This is a genomic window from Mucilaginibacter sp. SMC90 (assembly GCF_022811725.1).
Lineage (GTDB): Bacteria > Bacteroidota > Bacteroidia > Sphingobacteriales > Sphingobacteriaceae > Mucilaginibacter.
On record NZ_CP094527.1, the window covers coordinates 1,553,236 to 1,576,280 of the forward strand.

Annotated in this window: 15 protein-coding genes; 11 read left to right on the top strand and 4 right to left on the bottom strand. The window is 42.3% G+C overall.

Features of this window, described 5'->3' with window-relative positions; all coding sequences use genetic code 11:
* The first annotated feature begins 27 nt into the window (after nucleotides 1–27).
* The 10 genes from MTO98_RS06755 to MTO98_RS06800 all read left to right on the top strand — a co-directional run bounded on the left by MTO98_RS06755 (nucleotide 28) and on the right by MTO98_RS06800 (nucleotide 19,967).
* Nucleotides 28–3,276 (top strand): TonB-dependent receptor, encoded by a 3,249-nt coding sequence (locus MTO98_RS06755; protein WP_243485843.1) that lies wholly within the window; start codon nucleotides 28–30, stop codon nucleotides 3,274–3,276.
* A gap of 26 nt (nucleotides 3,277–3,302) precedes the next feature.
* A complete protein-coding gene (locus MTO98_RS06760; RefSeq protein WP_243485844.1) occupies nucleotides 3,303–5,072 on the top strand; it encodes a RagB/SusD family nutrient uptake outer membrane protein in 1,770 nt (589 codons plus the stop codon).
* Between the two features lie 77 nt (nucleotides 5,073–5,149).
* Nucleotides 5,150–8,764 (top strand): VCBS repeat-containing protein, encoded by a 3,615-nt coding sequence (locus MTO98_RS06765; RefSeq protein ID WP_243485845.1) that lies wholly within the window; start codon nucleotides 5,150–5,152, stop codon nucleotides 8,762–8,764.
* A gap of 10 nt (nucleotides 8,765–8,774) precedes the next feature.
* The gene (locus MTO98_RS06770) at nucleotides 8,775–10,097 is read left to right on the top strand and encodes a vanadium-dependent haloperoxidase (RefSeq protein WP_243485846.1); all 1,323 of its coding nucleotides are present in this window, start codon (nucleotides 8,775–8,777) and stop codon (nucleotides 10,095–10,097) included.
* A 16-nt stretch (nucleotides 10,098–10,113) separates the two neighbouring features.
* The gene (locus MTO98_RS06775) at nucleotides 10,114–11,679 is read left to right on the top strand and encodes a VCBS repeat-containing protein (protein ID WP_243485847.1); all 1,566 of its coding nucleotides are present in this window, start codon (nucleotides 10,114–10,116) and stop codon (nucleotides 11,677–11,679) included.
* Between the two features lie 19 nt (nucleotides 11,680–11,698).
* Nucleotides 11,699–13,252, top strand: a complete 1,554-nt coding sequence (locus tag MTO98_RS06780; RefSeq protein WP_243485848.1) for a VCBS repeat-containing protein — start codon at nucleotides 11,699–11,701, stop codon at nucleotides 13,250–13,252.
* A 259-nt stretch (nucleotides 13,253–13,511) separates the two neighbouring features.
* Nucleotides 13,512–16,301, top strand: a complete 2,790-nt coding sequence (locus MTO98_RS06785; protein ID WP_243485849.1) for a sugar-binding domain-containing protein — start codon at nucleotides 13,512–13,514, stop codon at nucleotides 16,299–16,301.
* 124 nt (nucleotides 16,302–16,425) lie between these two features.
* Nucleotides 16,426–17,736 (top strand): NAD(P)/FAD-dependent oxidoreductase, encoded by a 1,311-nt coding sequence (locus tag MTO98_RS06790; RefSeq protein ID WP_243485850.1) that lies wholly within the window; start codon nucleotides 16,426–16,428, stop codon nucleotides 17,734–17,736.
* A 185-nt stretch (nucleotides 17,737–17,921) separates the two neighbouring features.
* The gene (locus tag MTO98_RS06795) at nucleotides 17,922–19,556 is read left to right on the top strand and encodes an amidase (protein WP_243485851.1); all 1,635 of its coding nucleotides are present in this window, start codon (nucleotides 17,922–17,924) and stop codon (nucleotides 19,554–19,556) included.
* A 9-nt stretch (nucleotides 19,557–19,565) separates the two neighbouring features.
* A complete protein-coding gene (locus MTO98_RS06800; protein WP_243485852.1) occupies nucleotides 19,566–19,967 on the top strand; it encodes an AraC family transcriptional regulator in 402 nt (133 codons plus the stop codon).
* 79 nt (nucleotides 19,968–20,046) lie between these two features.
* Here the strand turns inward: MTO98_RS06800 and MTO98_RS06805 are convergent, their stop codons facing one another.
* Together MTO98_RS06805 and MTO98_RS06810 are read right to left on the bottom strand one after the other, a co-directional pair.
* Nucleotides 20,047–20,601 (bottom strand): arylesterase, encoded by a 555-nt coding sequence (locus MTO98_RS06805; protein WP_243485853.1) that lies wholly within the window; start codon nucleotides 20,599–20,601, stop codon nucleotides 20,047–20,049.
* A 20-nt stretch (nucleotides 20,602–20,621) separates the two neighbouring features.
* Nucleotides 20,622–20,831: a hypothetical protein gene (locus MTO98_RS06810; RefSeq protein ID WP_091175047.1), complete on the bottom strand. Its 210-nt coding sequence runs from the start codon at nucleotides 20,829–20,831 to the stop codon at nucleotides 20,622–20,624.
* A 102-nt stretch (nucleotides 20,832–20,933) separates the two neighbouring features.
* Between MTO98_RS06810 and MTO98_RS06815 the strand changes: the two genes are divergently transcribed.
* The gene (locus tag MTO98_RS06815) at nucleotides 20,934–21,683 is read left to right on the top strand and encodes a YdcF family protein (RefSeq protein WP_243485854.1); all 750 of its coding nucleotides are present in this window, start codon (nucleotides 20,934–20,936) and stop codon (nucleotides 21,681–21,683) included.
* Here the strand turns inward: MTO98_RS06815 and MTO98_RS06820 are convergent, their stop codons facing one another.
* A complete protein-coding gene (locus MTO98_RS06820; protein WP_243485855.1) occupies nucleotides 21,684–21,911 on the bottom strand; it encodes a hypothetical protein in 228 nt (75 codons plus the stop codon).
* Nucleotides 21,912–21,978: 67 nt separating this feature from the next.
* Complete coding sequence (locus MTO98_RS06825; RefSeq protein ID WP_243485856.1) at nucleotides 21,979–22,983, bottom strand: nucleoside hydrolase; 1,005 nt, start codon at nucleotides 22,981–22,983, stop codon at nucleotides 21,979–21,981.
* Between the last annotated feature and the right edge of the window lie 62 nt (nucleotides 22,984–23,045).

Here is a 23,045-nt window from a genome sequence, read left to right on the forward strand (position 1 = left end):
TATATTAATCAACTAAATCTCAATCTCATGTTTAAAAGTTTACTCCTGAAAGGAAGATACTTGGGTTTGCTGCTATGCTGCCTGGTATCTTCATTGGTAGTTACAGCACAAACAAAGTACAAAGGTAAGGTTATCGGCTCCGACGATAAATTGCCTATTGTTGGCGCATCTATACGCCTCAAAGGTACAAGTACCGGTACTGTAACTGATGTTAACGGTGAATTCACCTTAACCCTGAGCCCGGGCAATACCCTGGTGGTTACTTATATCGGTTATCAAAGTACCGAAATTAAAGTAGGAACTGATGTAAACCTGCGCATCACGCTGCAATCGGGCAGCAGCTCACTTAATGAGGTGGTGGTAACAGGTTATACCGCTCAGCGTAAAAAGGACATCACGGGCTCGGTAGCGGTAGTTAACGTAGCAAGTTTAAAAACTGTACCTGCGGCCAACACTGCTTCCCTGTTACAGGGCCAGGCAGCTGGTGTAACTGTAGTTAACTCGGGTAACCCGGGTGGTGGTGCTACTGTTAACGTACGTGGTGTAGGCTCTATCTTCAGTACTGCACCTCTTGTGATGATCGACGGTGTTCAGGGATCATTAAATGATATCAACCCCAATGATATCGAATCTATCCAGGTACTGAAAGACGGTTCGGCTTCAATTTACGGTGTGCGTGGTTCAAACGGTGTAGTTGTGGTAACCACTAAAAGAGGTAAATCAGGAGCCGCTACAATCACTTACGATGCATTTTATGGTACTCAGCGCCCTTTAGCTGATGGCTTTAAACTGGCAGATACCAAAACTTATGTTCAAGCTATTTATGAATCATTCTTAAATACGCCTAAAAATGATGGTACTGGTAATTCTTTAGGTGTTAACTCTCAATATGATCCGCAGGGAACAGGTACCTGGACCATTCCGGATTTTATTACGCCTGCCGGTGCTAAAAATGGTGATCCTAAAACAGACCCTTCATCTTATTTGCTGAACCCGTTCACTGCTGATAATCAAATTACCAGGGCAAATAAACAAGGTACCGACTGGTTTCACGAGGTATTTAAACCAGCTCCGATTCAAAGCCATAACATTACTGCAAGCGGTGGCAGCGAAAAATCAACCTATTTGATGTCTGTTAACTACTTTAACCAACAAGGTACGCTTATCGATACCTACTTTAAACGTTATTCGGTAAGGGCTAATACCCAGTTTGCAATTGGTAATCACATCCGTGTTGGTGAAAATGCTTACATTTTCTACAAAAGGTCTCCAAACCTGAGCAATAACCAAAACGAAGGCAACGCCATTTCCTACATTTATCGTGAACCACCTATAATTCCGGTTTATGACATTATGGGCAATTTTGCCGGTACAAGGTCAGGAAGCCTGGGTAACTCAAGTAACCCTGTTGCTGTTCAGGAACGTAAAAAGAACGACAGGAACAATAACTGGGATATAGTTGGTAACCTGTATGCCGAAGTTGACTTCCTTAAACACTTCACAATCCGCAGCCAGTTTGGTGGTAGTGTTGATAATTACTACTATTATTATTACACTGTACCTGCTTATGAAAACTCAGAAGGTAACACTTCAACCAATGGTTTCACCGAAGTTGCAGGTTACAACAGCAAATACACCTGGACCAACACGTTAAACTATAAGCAACAGTTTGGTAAGCACAATGTTAACTTATTGCTGGGTTCTGAAGCGGTTACTACTTATCAGCGCGGTATCCGTGCAGGCGGTGGTAACTACAATATTTCTTTTGACCCTAATTATGTTACGGTTGCAAATGGTGCCAACCCTCCAAGCAATGGTGTTGACCAGTTGTTTGACGCAGGCTTGCTATCTTACTTTGCAAAACTTGATTATACATTTGATGACAAGTATATTGTTAGCGGTACTGTACGCCGTGACGGTGCTTCTTACTTCTATACAGGTTATCGTTGGGGTACTTTCCCGGCAGCCAGTCTTGGTTGGAGGATTTCTAAAGAATCGTTCATGAAAGATATCAGCTGGCTTAACGATTTAAAGCTGCGTGTTAGTTATGGTAAATTAGGTTCATTGGCTGGTGTTGAAACCAGGTTGAGCAACGCTTATGATTTATACAAACAATCAAATGGTAATGCCAACTATGATATCAATGGTACAGGTAATTCAACCGTTACAGGTTTATACCGCTTCCAGGCTGGTAACACCCAAACATCATGGGAAAATGATATTATCAAAAACATTGGTTTTGATATGACCTTGTTAAACAACAGGTTAGATATATCTGCCGAGTATTTCCGTAAATCGGTAACCGGTTTGTTATTTCAAAGTAAAAACCCCGCAACAACCCTGGCACCGCTTAACGTAGAGAACGCGCCGTTTGTTAATGGTGGTAATATCCTGAATACTGGTTTTGATGTTACAGCTAACTATCATGGTAATATAGGCAACGATTTCAAATTTGATCTTGGTTTAAACTTAAGCCATTACAAAAACCTTGTAAAAGATTTGAACGGTGCTAAATATATCAACTATAACAGTGCTGGTTCAACCCGTATCCAAAACTTTGTGAGGTTACAACCAGGCCAGGCTGTGAGTGCGTTTTATGGCTATAAAGTTATCGGCCTGTATCGTGACGCGGCCGATATTGCAGCATCGCCAACTGATGGTAATGCAAGACCAGGTTTGTTCAAATACGCCGATGTTAACGGCGACGGTAAAATCACTGTTGATGATAAAACATTTATCGGTGACCCTAACCCGAAAGTTACCACTGGCTTTACGCTTAATATGAGCTATAAAAACTTTGATTTCAATGCTTTCCTTTATGGTTCATTTGGTGCTAAATTATTCAACTACGTTAAATACTGGACTTACTTCCCTCAGGTATTTACCGGTAACGTAAGTGCTGATATATTAGGCCCTAAAGTATGGCGCCCGGGTGCTGATAACAGCAAAGCAACTATCCCTGTATTAACCAGGATAGCTAACGCTGATAACACAGGCGAGCCAAATTCATGGTATCTTGAAAATGGTAATTATTTAAGACTTAAATCATTAACTTTAGGCTATACTATCCCTAATGCAACAATTAAAAGCTTAGGTATCAAAAAACTGCGTGTTTACTTCCTGGCTAACAACTTGTTTACCATTACTAAATACAGCGGTTTAGATCCTGAGCTGCAGCCATCTAATATAAACGACAATACAAGTACCGGTATCGACTTTGGTAACTATCCGGCAAATCAAAAGATATACAATATTGGTGTTAATGCCACTTTTTAATACGTAAAAATTTTATAAACAGAGTTATGAAAAAATTACAAATGAAACTATACATACCAATAGCATTACTGCTGGTATGCCTGGTGTACGCTTGTCGCAAAAATATATTGGACAGGCCTATCCTCCAGAGTTTGAGCCCCAATATTATAGCTAATAAAACCGGGGTTGAGAGTTTGTTGATAGGTACTTACTCACTTTTGGATGGTGTAGGTGGTATTGGTGGTGGTATCAACGCGGCCGGTTCAAACTGGTTATTTGGTAGTGTTGCTGCCGGTGATGCTTACAAAGGTTCAGAACCATCAGATGGTGGTAACGATGCCTTACCTGTAGGTAACTTTAACTATACAACGTCAAATCCTTATATCTCATCAAAATATACATTGTGCTTTAACGGTGTAAGCCGCGCTAATGACGTGTTGCGTACAATCCCGTTAGCTAAAGACCTCAGTGCCGATGATATAAAAAGGATCACTGGTGAAGCCCGTTTCTTAAGAGGCTATTACTATATGGAGCTTAAGAAAATGTATAACATGATCCCTTATGTTGACGAAACTGTTACTGATGCCAATCAGCCTAATGATAAGGATATCTGGCCTAACATTGAGGCCGATCTGCAGGCTGGTATTGACAACATCCCTGCGCTGCAGTCACAAAAAGGCCGCGCTAATAAATGGATAGCTACAGCTTACCTGGCAAAAGCCAAAATGTTCCAGCACAAGTTTGCCGAAGCAAAAACATTATTTGACAACCTGATAGCTAATGGTACAAAACCAAGCGGGGATCATTTTGCATTGAACGATAACATGCAAAAGAACTTCAGCCCGCAAGCTGGTCAAAAAAATAGTGTTGAATCGGTATTTGCTGCACAGGCATCAGTTAATGATAACTCGGGCGGTAATAACGGTAATACAGGCGATGAGTTGAATTTCCCTTATAACAGCGGTCCTGGTGCATGCTGCGGTTGGTTTAACCCTTCACAATCATTAGGTAACTCTTATAAAACCGATGCCAATGGCTTGCCGTTGTTTACAACATTTAACGATGGTAAAAGAGTAAGTGGTAAAACTGATCCTTACACAGGTACTGTTGACCCTCGTATTGATGTTACTATGGGACGTCCTAATATCCCTTATCTTGACTGGGGCAATCCTCCGGCCAGCTGGATCCGTGACCCTACAAACGGTGTTTTCAACCCACGTAAAAACGTTTATTCATCTGCCGAAAAAGGTACCAATTCAAGTACTGAAAATTATTGGGCAGCTAATGAGGTAACCTCAAACAATGTTAACTTAATGCGTTGGAGCGATGTTCTTTTAATGGCGGCCGAAGCTGAAGTTGAAGTTGGAAGTACTGATAAAGCTTTAGAATATGTAAACCTGGTTCGTAACCGTGCTGCAAACCCTATTTGGTGGGTTTACAAAAACTCAACTTACGATCCGTCAAAATCTGAGTATACAACAAAAACAACTCCTGCTGATAATTATTTGGTTAAGCCTTATCCTGCAGGTGCGTTTGCCGACAAAAATTACGCACGTACAGCTATTCACTTCGAGCGTAAAATTGAATTGGCTATGGAAGGTCAGCGCTTCTTTGATTTACAGCGCTGGGATCAGGGCACGGGCAGCATGGCTACCGAGATCAATGCATTCTTTGCTTATGATGTTAACGTAAACTCACAGTTAACCGGTGCAAAATTCACTAAAGGCAGAAATGAGTATTATGCAATACCTCAAAATGAAATTGATCTTTCAGCTTCATTAGGGTCTGGAAAATTGAAACAAAATCCTGGTTATTAATTAACCGTTGATTTTAAATATTTAACTTTAGGTGGAGATGGTTATCTCCACCTTTTTTTATAGTTTACTAACCAATAATGAAGTACACCTTTCCCTTTGCATGCCTGGTTGCCGTTTTATTTGGCGCCTGTAAAAAAGCTACCCTTTTTGAACAGATCCCTTCTTCGCATTCGGGTATTACTTTTAATAATAAGATCATTGAAAATGACGCCATAAACCCGCTTACCAAACTTAATATTTACAATGGTGGTGGTGTAGGTATCGGCGATTTTAATAATGACGGGCTCCAGGATATTTATTTTGTTGCCAATGCCTCACCAAATAAACTTTACCTCAATAAAGGCGATATGAAGTTTGATGATGTTACATCAACTGCCGGGGTTGGCGGCAGCGGAGGATGGGGCAGGGGTGTGGCTGTGGTTGATATAAACAACGATGGCCTTATGGATATTTATGTGTGTTATACTTTGCTTGATGACTCGGTTAAGCGCACTAATTTACTTTATGTAAACCAGGGGATAGGGAAAGACGGTGTACCGCGTTTTAAAGAAATGGCTAAGGAGTATGGCCTTAATATAAAGCTCCACTCAACAATGGCATCGTTTTTTGATTATGATAACGATGGCGACCTGGATATGTACCTCACCGTTAATGAGGCCGTGGCAGGAGATAACCAAAGTACTTTCAGGCCTATAATTACAAATGGAAGTCATCGTAGTACCGGGCAACTTTATCGCTGCGATTGGGATAGCACATTAAAACATCCGGTTTATACCAATGTATCCAAACAAGCCGGGATAGGAACCGAAGGATATGGTCATGCTGCTACCATCGTAGATATTAACCGCGATGGCTGGAAAGATATTTATGTAACCAACGACTTTTTAACAGATAACATTCTATACATCAATAACGGCAATGGCACTTTTACTGATAAGGTGCAGGAGTATTTTAAACACACGGCCTTCAGTTCCATGGGGCAGGATATTGAGGATGTGAACAACGATGGCCTTGCCGATGTTTTTGAGGTTGACATGAACCCCGAGGATAATTACCGCAAAAAGATGTTCATGCCACCTAATAACTACCAGGTATTTCAAAACTTTGACAGGTATAAATACCAGTACCAATATACCCGCAATACCCTGCAGCTAAACAACGGCCCAAGGCTTGGCGGCAATGACTCCATCGGCGACCCTTCATTTAGCGATGTAGCTTTTTTAAGCGGTGTTGGCCAAACAGACTGGAGCTGGGGCCCTATGATAACTGATTTTGATAATGACGGTTACCGAGATATTGTAATAACCAATGGCTATCCGAGGGATGTAACCGATCATGATTTTATAACTTTCAGGCAAATGGCTTACTCTGTGGCCTCAACCCAGCAAGTGCTTGACCAGATCCCGATTGTAAAAATACCTAATTATGCTTTCCGTAATACCAACGGTTTGCAGTTTGAAGATGTAACAAAAAGCTGGGGACTTGGCACCCCTTCATTTTCGAACGGATGCGCCTATGCCGACCTGGACAACGACGGCACCATGGATATGATTGTTAATAATATCGATGACGAGGCATTCATCTATAAAAACACATCCCGTAAAAATGCAATAAACAACAGTAACTACTTACATATACAATTTCATGGCGGTCCTAAAAATTTGAATGGGCTGGGAGCTTTTGCCGATATTTATTATGATCAAGGTAAACACCAGTACTATGAAAACACGCCATACCGTGGTTATTTATCAACTATACAGGATATTGCCCATTTTGGTTTGGGCAGTGTATCTAAACTTGATTCGGTGGTGATCCGCTGGAATAATGGCAAAAAGCAGGTGCTTACCAATGTAAAGGCAAACCAAACGCTCCGGGTTAAAATTGATGATGCAAAGCTTGATTATACCAATAAGCAGCAACCGGCTGATAACATTGCATTATTTAAAGATGTAACCAAATCGGCAGGTATAACTTACAAGCATAATGATCAGGACTATATAGATTTTAATGATCAAAAGTTACTTCCGCATAAGTTGTCGGAGTATACGCCTGCGGTTGCGGTTGGCGATGTAGACGGCAACGGTTTTGACGACATGGTGGTTGGCGGCACTACCAAATATCCGGCCCAGCTATTATTACAGCAGGCCAGCGGCAAATTTGTTCAGCGCGATCTGGTGCCCCGGCCTAAAGTTGTAGCCCCTGTTAGCAATCCTAATGATATGGCACATATGATATCGCCTGTGAGGGTTAAAGACGAAGGCATGTTGCTTTTTGATGCCGACGGCGACGGCGACCTTGATCTTTATGTTGCCAGCGGCGGTTATGAAAGCGAATCCGGTTCATCAAATTACCAGGACAGGCTTTATGTTAACGATGGTAAAGGCAACTTCAGCCTTCAGCCTGATGCCTTGCCTAAAAATTTCACCAGCAAGCTTTGCGTAAAAGCTGCAGATATAAACCGCGATGGTAAAATGGACTTGTTTATATCGGGCCGTGTTGATCCTAAAAATTATCCTAAACCGGTATCAAGTTTCATTTTGCGTAACGATAGCAAAAATGGTGTTATTAAATTTACAGACGTATCTGCATCAGCCGCAAAAGACTTGAACAATGTAGGGTTAGTTTGTGATGCTACCTTTACCGATTTTAATAACGATGGCTGGCCTGATCTTATCCTTACAGGTGAGTGGATGCCGATCACTTTCCTCAAAAATGATCATGGCATTTATAAAAATGTAACACAAAGCACAGGCGTTGAAAATAAACTTGGCTGGTGGAATACTATTGCCTCCGGCGATTTTGATCACGACGGTGATACGGATTATATTGTTGGTAATACTGGTCTTAATACTTTTTACAAGGCAAGCGATCAATACCCGATTTATATTACTGCCAAAGATTTTGACAACAATGGCAGCTATGACGCTTTTCCTTCAGTGTTCCTGAAAGATCAGCAGGGACAGCTTCAGGAATTTCCGGCTTTTGGTCGCGATGACATTGTTAAACAAGTGATCAGTATGCGCATCAAATTCCAAAATTACCGTTCGTTTGCTACGGCAACAATGGATTCGGTAATAACACCCAAAATGCGTGAAGGAGCACTACGCTTAAAGGTAAACTACCTGCAATCTGTTTATTTACGTAACGATGGCGGCGGCAAATTTACAACTGTTCCGCTACCGCTTGAAGCGCAGATGTCTGAACTATGTGGCATCACGGTTGATGATTTTGATGGCGATGGCAATCTGGATGTTGCATTAAACGGCAATGACTATGGCACCGAAGTATCAACCGGTCGTTACGATGCTTTTAACGGTTTATTGCTTAAAGGAGATGGCAAGGGGGGCTTTAAGCCGCTCAGCATCGTACAAAGCGGTATTTATATACCGGGCAATGGTAAGGCCTTGGTTAAGCTTAAAGGGGCCGGTGGCAATTACCTCTTGGCCGCTACGCAAAACCGCGATGTCATGAAATTATTTGAATTGAAAAGGCCCGTTAAAACGTATAGCCTGCAGCCACTTGATGCGTTTGCAACCATAAAATACAAAAACGGTAAAACTGCTAAACAGGAGTTTTATAATGGTAATTCTTTCTTGTCACAATCGGGCAGATTCATTAATATTGATAATGACATGGCCTCAATAACTGTAACTGACAGCTATGGCCGTCAGCGTAATATACCAATTAACTAAACTATTATAAATGAGATGCTTTAAGATATTTATAGCCGTTGCGGGTTGCGCCCTTGTTTTAGGTTGCGGAAGTAAATCTAAAAAGGTGGCATTGATTAAAGATGCCGATGTTATTCATAATAATGTTGACCAGCTTACTCAGGTTATTATTTATGATGTATTCAGCCCGCCGGTGGCAAGCCGTATCTACGGATATACTACGTTGGCTGCTTATGAAGCGCTTCGCTATGAAAACCCCGAATATAATTCAATCACTGCGCAGCTTAAAGCTTTTGGTCAGCCGCCGCAGCCTCAAAAAGATGTAAAGTATAATTATACCCTTGCTGCTACATCTGCTTTTTTCACAGTGGCTCATAAAGTCACTTTTTCTATCGATTCGCTCAAAAAATACGAGGCTAAAGTTTATGCCATGTATAAAGAAAATCTCGATGATTCAACCTATGCCCGCTCAATGGCCTTTGGCGAAAAGATAGGCAAGTACGTTTTAAAGAGGGCCGCAGTTGATAATTACCCTCAAACCCGCGGCAAACCAAGGTTTTTGGGCAATGATAATCCCGGTAACTGGCACCCGACACCTCCTGATTACCTGGATGGCGTTGAGTTTTGCTGGGGCACCATGCATACCTTTGCCGTTGATACCTCAACCATGTTCCCGCTTCCGCCGCCTCCTGCATTCAGTGAAAGCAAGGATAGCGAGTATTTTAAGCAAACAATGGAGGTGTACAATCAAAGTAAGAACATAACACCCGAGCAAAAAACCATAGCTAAATTTTGGGATGATAACCCTTTTGTTATCGAGCATAATGGCCATATGATGTTTGCTAATAAAAAAATAACCCCTGGTGGCCACTGGATTGGCATAGCTGCAATTGCCTGCAGGCAAACCCATGCAGATGCAGTAAAAACTGCGCAGGCTTATGCCCTTACTTCTATAGCTTTGTATGACGCTTTTATTTGCGGCTGGCAGGTTAAATATGAAACTAATTATATAAGACCGGTAACTATTATTAACGATAAAATTGACCAAAACTGGTTACCAATGCTGCAAACACCGCCGTTCCCCGAATATCCAAGCGGTCATAGCGACATTAGTGGTGCTTCGGCCGTGGTACTTACGCATTTATTCGGCGATAATTTTGCCTATCAGGATACCAGCGATTTACGCTATATTGGTATGCAGCGCCACTTCGATTCGTTTTTGAAAGCTTCTGACGAAACCTCAATAAGCAGGTTTTATGGAGGGATCCACTTCCGCAATAGTGTTGATCAGGGTGCTGTACAGGGCAAACAAGTGGGCGAATACATCTGGAAAAAACTAAAACTAAAAAAATAACGGCTTAACTATATTTATGAATATCAAAAAAAGCACGTTAACCATATCATACCTTTTATCAATTTCTGTATTACTGGCCGGTTTAACACTTTTTAATGGCTGTAAGCGTAAACCGGCATATCAGCCTTATAAATTTACCGGCGATGTTATTGTTGACGGTAAAAACTTGGTACAATTAAAATGTACCCGCTGCCATTCGTTAGTACCTGTTGATGCGTTGCCTAAAGATGTATGGATTAACCATACATTGGTTAATATGGCTCCGCTGTTACATATTTCAACATATGGCGGCTCATCGTACTATAAAAATAATCCGCTTGATACTACCGGCGCTACTATTCCCGAATGGACAGCTATTTTAGAGTATTATAAAAAAGCGGCACCTGACACTTTGTTGCCTGCTAAAAAGCCTGTACCGTTAGCAAATGATTGGGCTGGTTTTACACTAAAAAAGCCTGCACCGGTAAGTTATGTTGCTTTTACAACCATGCTCGCAACAAATGCCGCCACAGGGCGTATGTACAGCGCCGATGCGGTGGATGAAAAATTGAACACCTGGGATCGTAATTTAAAAATGGATTCGCTTGCGAAACTGCCATCGGCGGCGGTTGGGGTAAGTTTTGGTAAAGATAGTGCCGGAAATAATGTTGGTTTTCTCTCCTGCATTGGCCGCATGGCACCAATTGATTTTCCGAATGGTAAAGTTGTAAAAGTTAACCTTGATGCGCAGCATGTTAACAGCGATCAAACATACATAGCATCTGATTTGCCCCGACCTGTAGGCACTGTAACCGGCGATTTTAATAAAGATGGCTTACAAGACGTTGTAGTTTGCGGACAGGGTAAGTTTAAGGGCGGCGTTTACCTGCTTAAACAAAATAAAGATCACACCTATGAACAGCAAACCATTTATGATAAGCCAGGGGCGGCACAGGCTTTAGCCGGCGATTTTAATAATGATGGCTGGACTGATGTGATGTTACTGACCGGCAGCGGCGATGAAGGTTTGTGGTTATTATTAAACGATAAAAAGGGAGGTTTTACTACCAGGAACCTGCTGCATTTTCCTCCCGTGTATGGCTCAAGCAGTTTTCAACTGACCGATATAGATCATGATGGTAAACCCGATCTTATATTAACCTGTGGCTATAATTACCGCGATTCGAGGATCCTTAAACCTTACCACGGTTTATACATTTTTACCAATACAGGCAACTGGAACTTTAAACAACGCTGGTTTTACCCTATAAATGGTTGCACAAAAGCTATCGCAGCCGATTTTGACGGCGACGGCGACCTTGATATAGCAACAATAGCATTCTTCGCTGATATGAAAAATACGCCTGCCGAAGAGTTTATTTATTTTGAGCAAAACAAACCTTTTGATTTTAAGCCCCATGCCTTACCAATTAGCCAGCTCGGACATTGGATGTGTATGGAAATGACAGATTTGAACAATGATGGCAAGCCAGACCTTGTGTTAGGTAATTATGCTGATGGCTTTATGTTTCAGGATGGCTTTAAACCTAATTGGGATCAGCACCTGCCGTTAATAGTACTCGAAAATCACATTAAAAAGTAAAGCTTACACCAAATTTTCAATGAGGAAAGCGGGAGGGGTGAGGATAAGCCGGCGTAATGTATTGTTGCTGGCAACGGTTTTGGTTACTGCCGTTATTGTGGTTTTAAATAGTTGCGGCAATAATGAGATGAGCGATGAGGAGCTTTTGGCTGATGCCAAAAAAACGGCTTTTAAACATTGCGGAAGCTGCCATGAACCACCCGATGCTTCATTGCTGGATAGTGTTACCTGGGATAAATATATTTTGCCGGCAATGGGTGCAAAACTTGGCATGCAACCTTTTATGGATCAGTATATTGCCGGGCCAAGGGCCACGCTTTCTCTTGCCGACTGGACAAAGATTGTAGTTTATTACCGGTACGCTTCTCCAAAAAAACTAAAGATCCCCAAATCCCGTGCGGTGCTTGATTCGGCTATATTTTCGGTAAGGCGGCCTGTTTACACCGATAAAAAATCGGGAGAAGCGATAACTACAATGGTTAAGTTTAACCCTAACGATAAACATTTTTATACGGGCGATGCCGGTAATAAACTTTACCGCTGGAACAGTGACCTTACGGCTACGCTTATCAAAAAGTTTTATTCGCCTATAACCGATGCTACTTTTTATAAATCGGCTACAGAGCCTAACGGCGCTGTAATTACCTGTATAGGTATCCTCCCGCCTAATGATCAGCTTAAGGGAACATTAACAAACATTGATCTTGATAAAAAATCAAAAGACACCTCCTTAGTGGTTGACAGCCTGCCTCGCCCGGTTAAAAGTGCTGCCGCCGATTTTAACAAAGATGGCCTTACAGATTATGTAAGTTGCGGGTTTGGCCGTGACCGCGGCGGCTTGTTTTTATTACAGCAACAGCCAAATCATACTTTTAAAAGCAAGGTCATTCGTGCGATCCCCGGCCCGGAAGTAGTTTATACCGGCGACTTTAACGGTGATGGCTGGCCGGATATAGCATGTCTTTTTGCCCAGGCCGATGAAGGTATCTGGATGTTTTTTAATGATAAAAAGGGTGGTTTCAATATTCAAAATGTCATGCGTTTTCCATCGGTTTACGGTTCAAGCAGTTTTCAGTTAATTGATTTTAACCATGACGGCAAACTTGATATCGTTTACACCTGCGGTGATAATAATGATTATTCGCCCATATTTAAACCCTATCATGGGGTTTATATTTTTATCAACCAGGGCAACTGGAAATTTAAGCAAAGCTATTTTTATCAAATCAATGGATGTTCAAAAGCCATAGCTGCCGATTTTGATAATGATGGCGACCTTGATCTGGCAGTGATAGCTTTCTTTCCTGATTATAAGTACCACCCTACAGAAAGTTTTACATACCATGAGCAGTTTGCACCCGGTAAGTTTAAAGTTCATGAAGTGCCAGTTAATTTATTAGGCAGGTGGATTTCGATGGATGTGGGAGATATTGATGGGGACGGTGATACAGATATTGTCTTGGGTAATTTTTCGGTAGGGGCACAGGGGCTCCTGAATCAAAAAGATTATAAGCCTGATTGGAATATGTATGAACCAATCATTGTATTGCAAAATAAAACCATTCACAAGTAATTTCATTTTACTTATCGTTATTATCCGTCCATTGAATAAAAAAAGGTAATTGCGGCAGCCGAAAGCAGGAATGGCTATGCTGTGCGGCATACAATTACCTACGGTAATGACATAGTTTTTAAAAAAGTGTTGTTAAACTGATAAAATGTTTTACTTAACCCCTAAAACGTATCATTTGTACAACAAATTGATAAATAAGTACAGCTGTATCTGGTTGTATGTTAAGTAGTTTTACCACACTTACTTATTGATATACTAAATGAAGAAAAGTATCTACTCTGCTTTAAGCGTTGTGGCTGCCTGCTTTTTACCGGCTTTGGTGTCGGCGCAATCAGGAGTTGTAAAACAAGTTAAATTAAGCAATTTTGATCTGCAATCTTCGGCGCTGGTTAATGCTTCCGGCACCGAATTGTCAAGCACTCAATACCATTCGCCGGTATACTGGTTCCCGGTAAAAGTGCCGTCAACAGTACTCACCGGCCTTGTGGCCAACCACATTTATCCGGATCCGTACCAGGGACTAAACAATATGCTCATCCCAGATGCATCCGATCAGTTTAATAAGGAATATAACCTGGAGCAATACAGTCATTTACCTAATGATCCTAACCCCTGGAAAAAGCCTTATTGGTACCGTACCACTTTTAAAATACCGGCGGGTGATAAAGGCCATCGTTTCCAATTGATATTTAAAGGAATCAATTACCGCGCAGCTGTATGGCTTAACGGTAAGCAAATTGCCGACAGCACACAAATGGCAGGCATGTTTGCCGAACATAACCTGGATGTGAGCGGTGCTGTTAAAGCAGGTGCTGAGAATGCCCTTGCCGTAAAAATTTATCCGCTCGATTACCCGGGATATCCCGCAAAAGAACAGTTAAAGGCGCTTGGCCCATTTTATGAAAATGGCGGCCCCACCGGCGATATCGGCAAAAATGTGACTATGCTCTGTTCATCGGGCTGGGACTGGATCCCGCCGGTGCGCGACCGTAATATGGGGATCTGGCAGCCGGTTTTCCTGCGTACTACAGGTGCTGTAACTATCGGCAGGCCAAAACTGGTTAGTGATTTACCTAACCTGCCGGATACAGGAACAGCTAAACTTTCATTAAACCTAACATTAACCAATAATACAGCTGTAACCCATGGCGGTAAACTAACGGTTAGTATAAAACCCGAAAACTTTGCAGGTGCGCCGGTTCAGTTTAGCCAGCCTGTTGTGGTACCCGCCAGTGCCGAAAAAGCAGTAGAGTTAAATGCCGGGACTATTAGCCAGCTGATAATTCATCAGCCTAAATTATGGTGGCCCAATGGTTATGGTAAGGCAAACCTGTATCGTATCCGTTTGCAATATGCCGAAGGGGCAACTATAAGTGATGATACCACATTTGTATTTGGGGTACGGAAGGTAGCTTCAAAAGCCGAAACCACAGCTAATGGTTTTGTTCGCCGTAAGTTTTATGTAAACGGAAAGGAAGTACATTTAGTAGGTGGCGCGTGGGTACCGGATATGATGGTAAACCGCGATTCGGCCCGATATGATTACGAGATGCACCTGTGCCGGAATGCCAACGTAAACCTGGTACGTATTTGGGGAGGCGGCGTTACCGAGCCCGATGCGTTTTGGAACGCTGCTGATAAATACGGGCAGATGGTATGGTCAGACTTTTGGATTACCGGCGATACCCAGGGCGAATTTAAAGGCTCGCCCGATTGGCCGTTAGAAGGTAATGTGTTTATAAAAAACGTAGAAAGTACCATATACCGTATTCGTAACCACCCGAGCTTATTGGTTTGGACAGGTGGTAATGAAGGCCATGCCCGTAAAGAATTATATGATGTTATGCGTAATGACATAATCACGTTAGACGGCACACGTCCTTTCATTCCAAGTTCATCGGGTTTTGCCAAACTCCCTGCCGGCTGGAAGGGCTCATGGCCTGATGATATGCCATCAGGCGTTTATAGCGGAGGCCCTTATGAATGGAAAGACCCTAAAGACTACTATAAACTGGCTAATGATGCTAAAGATTGGGTGTTTAAAGACGAAACCGGATTACCCTCACAACCACCTTATACCACGTTGCCAAAGATCATCCCTAATTTGGTTTGGGATACCAATTTACCTTTCCCGCTTAATAACTCATGGGGCTACCATGACGCTGCCACCGGTGCAGGTAAGTATGATAAATATTATGAAGAAATGGCCAAAAGGTATGGCAAGCCCAGCAGTATCGTTAATTTCTCTGATAAAATGCAGCTCATGAATGCTGTAGGCTACCAGGGGATTTTTGAAGCTGATGGTCATAAACTAAACGAAACCGGTGGCGTAATGCTCTGGAAATTGAATGCCGCCCTGCCAAGCGTAATATGGCAAATTTACGATTGGTATTTGGAGCCCAACGCCGGTTACTACACCATGCAAAATGCCTGCGAACCTATCCACATTCAGTATAACTACGATAATTCATCGGTGGCTATCATAAACCGTACACACCATGCTACAGGCGTTTTAACCGCAACGGCCGATATTTATGATATCAACAGCAAACTTATCAAATCAGAGAAAGTTGGCAATGTTGGCCTGGCACAAACCGGTGTTAAAGAAGTAATTCAACTTAAAGATGCACTTGCCGTCACCAAAGGTGTAAGTTTTGTGGTGCTGAACCTGACCAATGCGGCAGGTAAAACGGTATCACACAACGTGTACTGGTTATCGGCTACTGACAATTTTACAACGTTGAATGATATGAAGCATGCGCAGGTACAAAGCAAGGTGCTTAAAGCCGAAAAAGGTGCGAGCGAAAATAAATGGACTTTACAGTTCACCAATAACTCAAACCAACTGGCGTTTTTTGTTCGCCCGCAATTAATGAAAAATGGCGAAGAAGTGATGCCAAGCTATTGGACAGGAAATTATTTCAGCCTTGCGCCGCATGAAAGTATTACGGTATCGGTTAGCGCTCCTGTTGCTAAGCTGGGCACAGTAAAACCAGCGGTGCTGCTTGAGGGCTGGAATTTGGATAAGCAGGTGATAGCCTTGCAGTAAGCTTTTAATGCGTTTATTTTCGCAAAGGCGCGGAGACGTAAAGATTTTTTTCTTTCGTTTTCGTGCCTTTGCGTGCTTTTATAAAACTTAAAAATCTGCTTATCTTGCTCAACACATATTGCATATGGAAAATACAGATGTAATTATCATAGGAGCGGGAGCGGCAGGCTTAATGGCGGCACGTACGCTTGCTAAATCGGGTAAAAGTGTTGTTTTGCTTGAGGGGCGTAACCGCCTTGGCGGCCGGATCCATACGCTGGAGCATGGCACCTCCCAGCAGCCGGCAGAGCTTGGTGCCGAGTTTATTCATGGCGATTTGCCCATAACTCAAAGTTTGCTTAATGAAGCAGGTATTAAATATATTCCAGCCTCTGCTTCAATGTGGAAATATGAGGACGGTAGGTTTATAGCCGAAGGTCATGTTATTGAACATTGGGACGAGTTTCTTGAAAGTATCATGCAACTGAAGCATGACATGAGCATTGAGGAGTTCATGCAGCAGGAATTTTCGGGCGAACAATATGCCGGGCTCCGCGAGTCGGTACGGGGGTATGTATCGGGCTACGATAATGCCGACCCTAAAAAAGCGAGCGCATTTTCTATCCGTAAAGAATGGCAAAATGAGCATGAGGATGCACAATACCGTGTAGAAGGTGGCTATTGCGAGCTCATCAGCTACCTGGCAAATGAGTTTAAACAGGCAGGCGGGCATATTTATCTAAATGCAATTGCAAAAGATATTGACTGGGGGCAACATCATGTTACCGTTAGTACCGATATTGGTATAACCTACCACGCGCGGCAATTGCTGGTTGCCGTGCCGCTTGGCATTTTGCAGGCAGAAGCTGGATTGAAAGCTACTATAAGCTTTGATCCGCCGGTTGATTATTATATCAACGCTTTAAAATCACTTGGCTTTGGCGCGGTTATAAAAGTTTTGCTGGAGTTTGATGAAGCATTTTGGTACAGCGATGAAACGCGGCAAATGACCGGTACCGATTTGGAAGATATGGGCTTTCTGTTTTCGGCGGAAGCCGTACCGGTTTGGTGGACCCAAATGCCTGTACACCGTCCTTTGCTTACCGGTTGGTTAGGTGGGCCGCCTGCTGCTGCCCGTTTAAATACCAGCGATGAAGAGATGTTGATGCAATCCCTTAACTCTATCTCGAATATTTTTAAGATAGACGTTGCTAAGCTTAAGGAGAAACTTCTCACCTGGAACGTCATAAACTGGACAGTCGATCCTTTCTCCCGCGGATCATACAGTTATGATACCACGGAAACTGCCGAAGCAAGAAAAATCATAAGTCATCCCATTGGCGATACCATATTTTTTGCCGGCGAATATTTGTACGAAGGCACAGCCATGGGAACCGTAGAGGCGGCACTCACCAGTGGTTTAAGGGCTGCCGAAATGTTGCTGGATTATAAATAAAACAGTTAACAGACAAGCCTTTGTTATAGAAGACAGTACCTGTTTTGCATAGGATAGCATGCTATCTCAGCAAGGCGTTTAAAAATTTGACTGTGTTTATTGTAACATTTAGCTATTCCAGCCCATGGTAGTTTTAAAGTAGTTAAATATTTTGTTACTTGTAATGCCTTTTATTTTAAACATTTATGCACAGAAGAAATTTTCTCAAAACCGGTTCATTGGCCGGTTTAACGATATCCACTTTGGTAGCAGCTTCCTGCAACCAGCCATCTGCCGAAAATAAAGCAGATGACATTGCAGCCGCAGAAAATAGTAAGGACGATATATTTGAATTGGGCGAAATAACGATTACCGATCTGCAGCAAAAAATGCAGAGCAAGCAGTTTACCTCAAGGCTTATTACCGAATTATATTTAAAACGGATAGACCAGATAGATAAAAAAGGTATTACACTCAACTCGGTTATTGAGCTTAATAAAGATGCCTTGAACATGGCCGACGCCATGGACAGGGAACGCGAAAAAGGTAAAGTACGGGGTGTGCTGCACGGTATACCTGTGCTGATTAAGGATAACATTAACACCGGCGATAATATGCACACAACTGCCGGTTCATTGGCGTTGGCTGATAATTTTGCTAAACAGGATGCCTTTATTGTTCATAAGCTCAGGGAGGCAGGCGCAGTGATATTAGGTAAAACCAATTTGAGCGAGTGGGCAAACTTTCGTTCTTCACATTCAACAAGCGCATGGAGCAGCAGGGGAGGTCAAACTAAATGCCCTTATGTTTTAGACAGGAACCCCAGCGGTTCAAGCGCAGGCACCGGGACGGCTGTAGCTGCTAATCTTTGCGTTATAGGCATCGGTACAGAAACCAATGGCTCTATTGTTTCACCGGCGTCGGTTAACGGATTGGTGGGTATCAAGCCCACAGTGGGTTTATGGAGCCGGGCGGGCATAATACCTATTTCTAAAACACAGGATACAGCCGGGCCAATGTCGCGCTCGGTTAAGGATGCTGCCATACTGCTTGGTGCACTTACTGGTATTGATACGCTTGATTTGGCAACGCTTGGCAGTAAAGGTAACGCAGAGACCGACTATACCAAGTTTTTAGATATTAACGGCTTGCAAGGCAAGCGCCTTGGGGTTGAAAAATCGGCGTTTAACGATAACCCCGCTGTTGTGACATTGTTGCAGGAGGCTATTAAAACCTTGAAAAGTAAAGGGGCCGAAGTGGTGGAGATAGAACTGAACAAGCAGTTAAAGACAATTAATAACAGTGAATTTACGGTATTGCTTTATGAATTTAAGGACGGCCTTAACCAATATTTTAGTAACGCCAACAGCAAAATTAAAACACTGGCCGATGTAATAGTGTACAACAAGCAGAACGAAGCTAAAGCTATGCCTTTTTTTAAACAGGAGATCCTGGAGCAGGCACAGGGCAAAGGTGACTTAAAGAGTAAGGAATATCTTGACGCGGTTAAACAAACAAATGATGGAACCCGTAAAGTTATTGATGATATACTGACCAAAAATAAACTTGACGCCATTATAGGTACCACCAATGGCCCTGCAGTATGTATTGATCTGGTAAATGGTGATTATGATAACGGTTTCAGCTTTTCGGGACCGGCTGCTATGGCCGGGTATCCGCATATCACAGTGCCTATGGGGTTGGCACATGGTTTACCGATTGGGTTATCTTTTTTTAGTACAGCTTACAAAGAAGGTGAGATCATAAAATTAGGATATGCCTACGAGCAGGCATCTAAAAAGCGGGTAGCGCCAATGTTTAAGCCCGATTTGTTTGCTTAATTTTGTATAATGGATACAACCCTCACTGTTCCGAAGAAAATACTGGCCCGGCAGCATGAAATTACTGCCGACTATTTAAAGGCCATTGATAAGCATCTTGACGATGTGCTGAACAACAGGGTATTGGATATGTATGAGATCCGTGACTTTGCCGACGAAATGCATATCCATCCTACACATTTAAGTAACACCATTAAACTTACTACCGGCAAACATCCATGTTTCTTTTTTGAAGAAAAAATAATGGAAATTGCAAAAACGATGTTGGAGCAAAACAAGGCAAGCGTAGCCGAAATAGCTGGCAGGCTTACATTTGATCCATCAAATTTTACCAAGTTTTTTAAACGTTTTGAAGGGCAAACACCAAAGCAATATCGCGAGCAATGGCTAATCAGGAAACATGATTTGTAGGTTTTGGAAATAGGCAATCGGAAAGTTATGTCATGCGAAGATCAGCATTAGTAAGCGCCTTGAAATGACATGGTAATCTCTACAATAACCCCTTTATCACCGGCCAAACATTATCGGCCATGATCTTATAACCATTGGCATTGGGGTGGAGCCTGTCGGGCAGGTTAAGATGGGCTACACCGGCAACATCCTGTAAATAAAAAGGCACAAACGCGGTATTATTGGTTTCGGCAAGCTTGCGGAAGATAGCTTTAAACTGTGCTGCAAATACGCCGGGGATAAAAGCAGGGATCTCCATTCCCATTAAAGCAATTTTAACATCGGGATGCCTTTGTTTAACCCTGTCAATTATAGTTTGTAAGTTATTGGAAGTGGTTTGCGGAGAAATGCCTCTGATGATGTCATTGATGCCCAGCTCCAGTATAAATATAGCTATTGGCCTATTGATCCAATAATCTAACCGGTAAATGCCGCCAGAAGTGGTATCGCCGCTAAGGCCGCCGTTAATAACATGGTAGGCTAAGTTTGCAGTATTTACCTTTTGTTGTATTAATGCCGGTAATGATTCTGTTTTAGCATCTGCAAGGCCATAACCAGCTGTAAGGCTGTCGCCAAAAAATAATATGTTTTGCATAAAATGAAAGGCAGGGTTTATTAACGCCTGCTGTTATCCCTGAAATTTTGGGTACGCACGGCAATTTGTTCTAAAGTAAGTTCGCCGTATTTTTTTGCACGATCTGCCCATTCAGGGGCATTGTCAACCAGGTTATCTATAATTGATTTACCGTCGGGTCCTTTTTTGGTTACGTAATTTATTCCGTAAGCAACTGCAGCACCTATAGCAAGAGTTTTGATAAAGCCCATAATTTAGTTTCTTTTAAAATATAAGACAATGATAATGCCAGTTTGTTACCCCGTTTACTAAAAGCTTCTATATTTGAAGTACTTAAACACTATAACCACAATATGTTTTTTATATTTTCAAAAGTGCTTTCGTTTTTAATGAACCTGCTTTTATGGGTATTTGCATTTTTAATGATTGCCCTTTTTTCAAAGAACGTAAAACGTAAACGGAAATTTTTGCTCATCAGTATTATTATTCTTTATGTTTTCTCCAATTCGTTATTGCTCAATTTTGTTAGCTGGTGCTGGGATATCAGGGAAAGCAACATGCCGGCCGGCAAAAAATATACTTGTGCTATAGTACTGGGCGGTTTTAGTTCGGAAGACGGTAAAGGAGGGGGCTTTTTTGATGCTGCTGCCGACAGGTTTATACAGGGTGTACGCTTACAAAAAACCGGGCAGGTTAAATACCTGCTGATGACAGGAGGAAATGGCCATTTAACACCTACATCATTCAGGGAGGCTGATTGGGTAAAGGGGCAGCTCCGGGAAATGCAGGTTCCGGATAGTTGTGTAATAACTGAACCTAAATCGCGCAACACTATTGAAAATGCTGCTTTTTCAAAACAGTTGTTATCGCAGCACAAACTTAAAGGGCCTTATCTGTTGGTTACCTCGGCATTTCACATGCGTCGTTCTCTAATGATATTTAAAAGGCAGGGGATTGATGTGGTGGCATATCCCTGTAATTTTTATAGCCGCAGATTTTCAGTTGCTGCCGGCGATTTACTTCCCGATGCGGGTGCCCTGGCGGGCTGGGGGACCTATATAAAAGAGGCAATAGGGTATGTAGTAACCGTCTGGTTTAAATGATCAGCCCTGTTTCAGGCGTTTCGTATTAGGAGTGATATCAGGGTCCCGTTGGTTATGCTCGTTCCAGTTAGCGATGTCAACCAGTCCGGGTGGGGTTTGATAATGGTCGGTGCTGGCACCGCATCTTACTATAAATTTACCTTTGGCCTGCGCAATAACTGGCTTGCTGCCGCAAATAACGCAAGGCTCGCAAAAAATAGCCACCTGGATTTTAATTGGTTTGCTCATAATAAAAACTAAGGTGCTATCAATCGGTTAAAATTTCAATACCAAGTACTTGGTATTTTTGAGATAATTACCGCTTCGGTTTTTTGATCGGCTGATGCATCATAAGTTGTTCAATATCTTTTGCAATAGCTGCCGGTTCCATAGCCAGCTGCAGATATAAAAATCGTTCGCCCGGTATTATCACATTGGTGCCGTCATCCTTTATTTCCATATCAAGTTTGCGATAGGTAAAATAGGGTTTAGCCCCCCTTATGGCTGTTAACACGGCTGTTTCGTCCCAGCTATTGCGGCCAACAGTATTTTTGTCTTTTTCCAGCGCAACTTGAAACGCATCTTTTATCGGGCTGTTTTGTATCGGGTAATTATTGACCAGCCGGATGCCGGTCAATATCTTTTCACCTATTTCAAAGCCGCTTAAGGTAATAGGTGTAGGCCAATTTTTAAATACTTCCTGTGCCGAAGCTGCGTCTACATTTACATTATATTCGCTAAATGTTTTACCATCGGTGCCTATGCCCGTAGCCATAGATACCAGTTTTTTAACTTTCTGTTTCACCAATTGCTCTCCCGTCAATGAGCTGTATTTATCAGCTCCGGACCGCAGCAAATCGGCAAGGTTGGTAAAAAAACCAACAGAAATAATGGTTACACTACCATCAGTTTGGGTTGCCAGGACTTTGCGGTAAAGTGACACCGCTTCAACTGCCTGGCTGTTTGATTTTATGTTGTGCGGATATCCGGCAATAATAGCTTGTGCCCATTGCTGCGGGCAGTCTTTATTAGGTTTGCTCTTTTTTAAAATTCCTATCGGAATTTCGGGCCTGCCAAAATATGTATTGATTACACTGATAGTTGGTGCAGTAGTTTCAAAGGCATTGCATGATATGGTTGCCAGTATTTTAGCTTCGCCCTTATCTGCAAATGTATGTAATAGCGCCATGGCACCAACGTCATCATAATCGCCGGCGATATCCGTATCAAAAATAACGGGCACAGGGTTGCGCTTTTGAGCTTTGCAAAAGCTTATTGCAAAAAGCAATAGCAGAATAAGTGATGCTGATTTAAGGTTCATATTGTTCAATAAGTAATTGGTAGAAGGCAAAAAAGAATGCGATTAATAAATATCTGTTTATT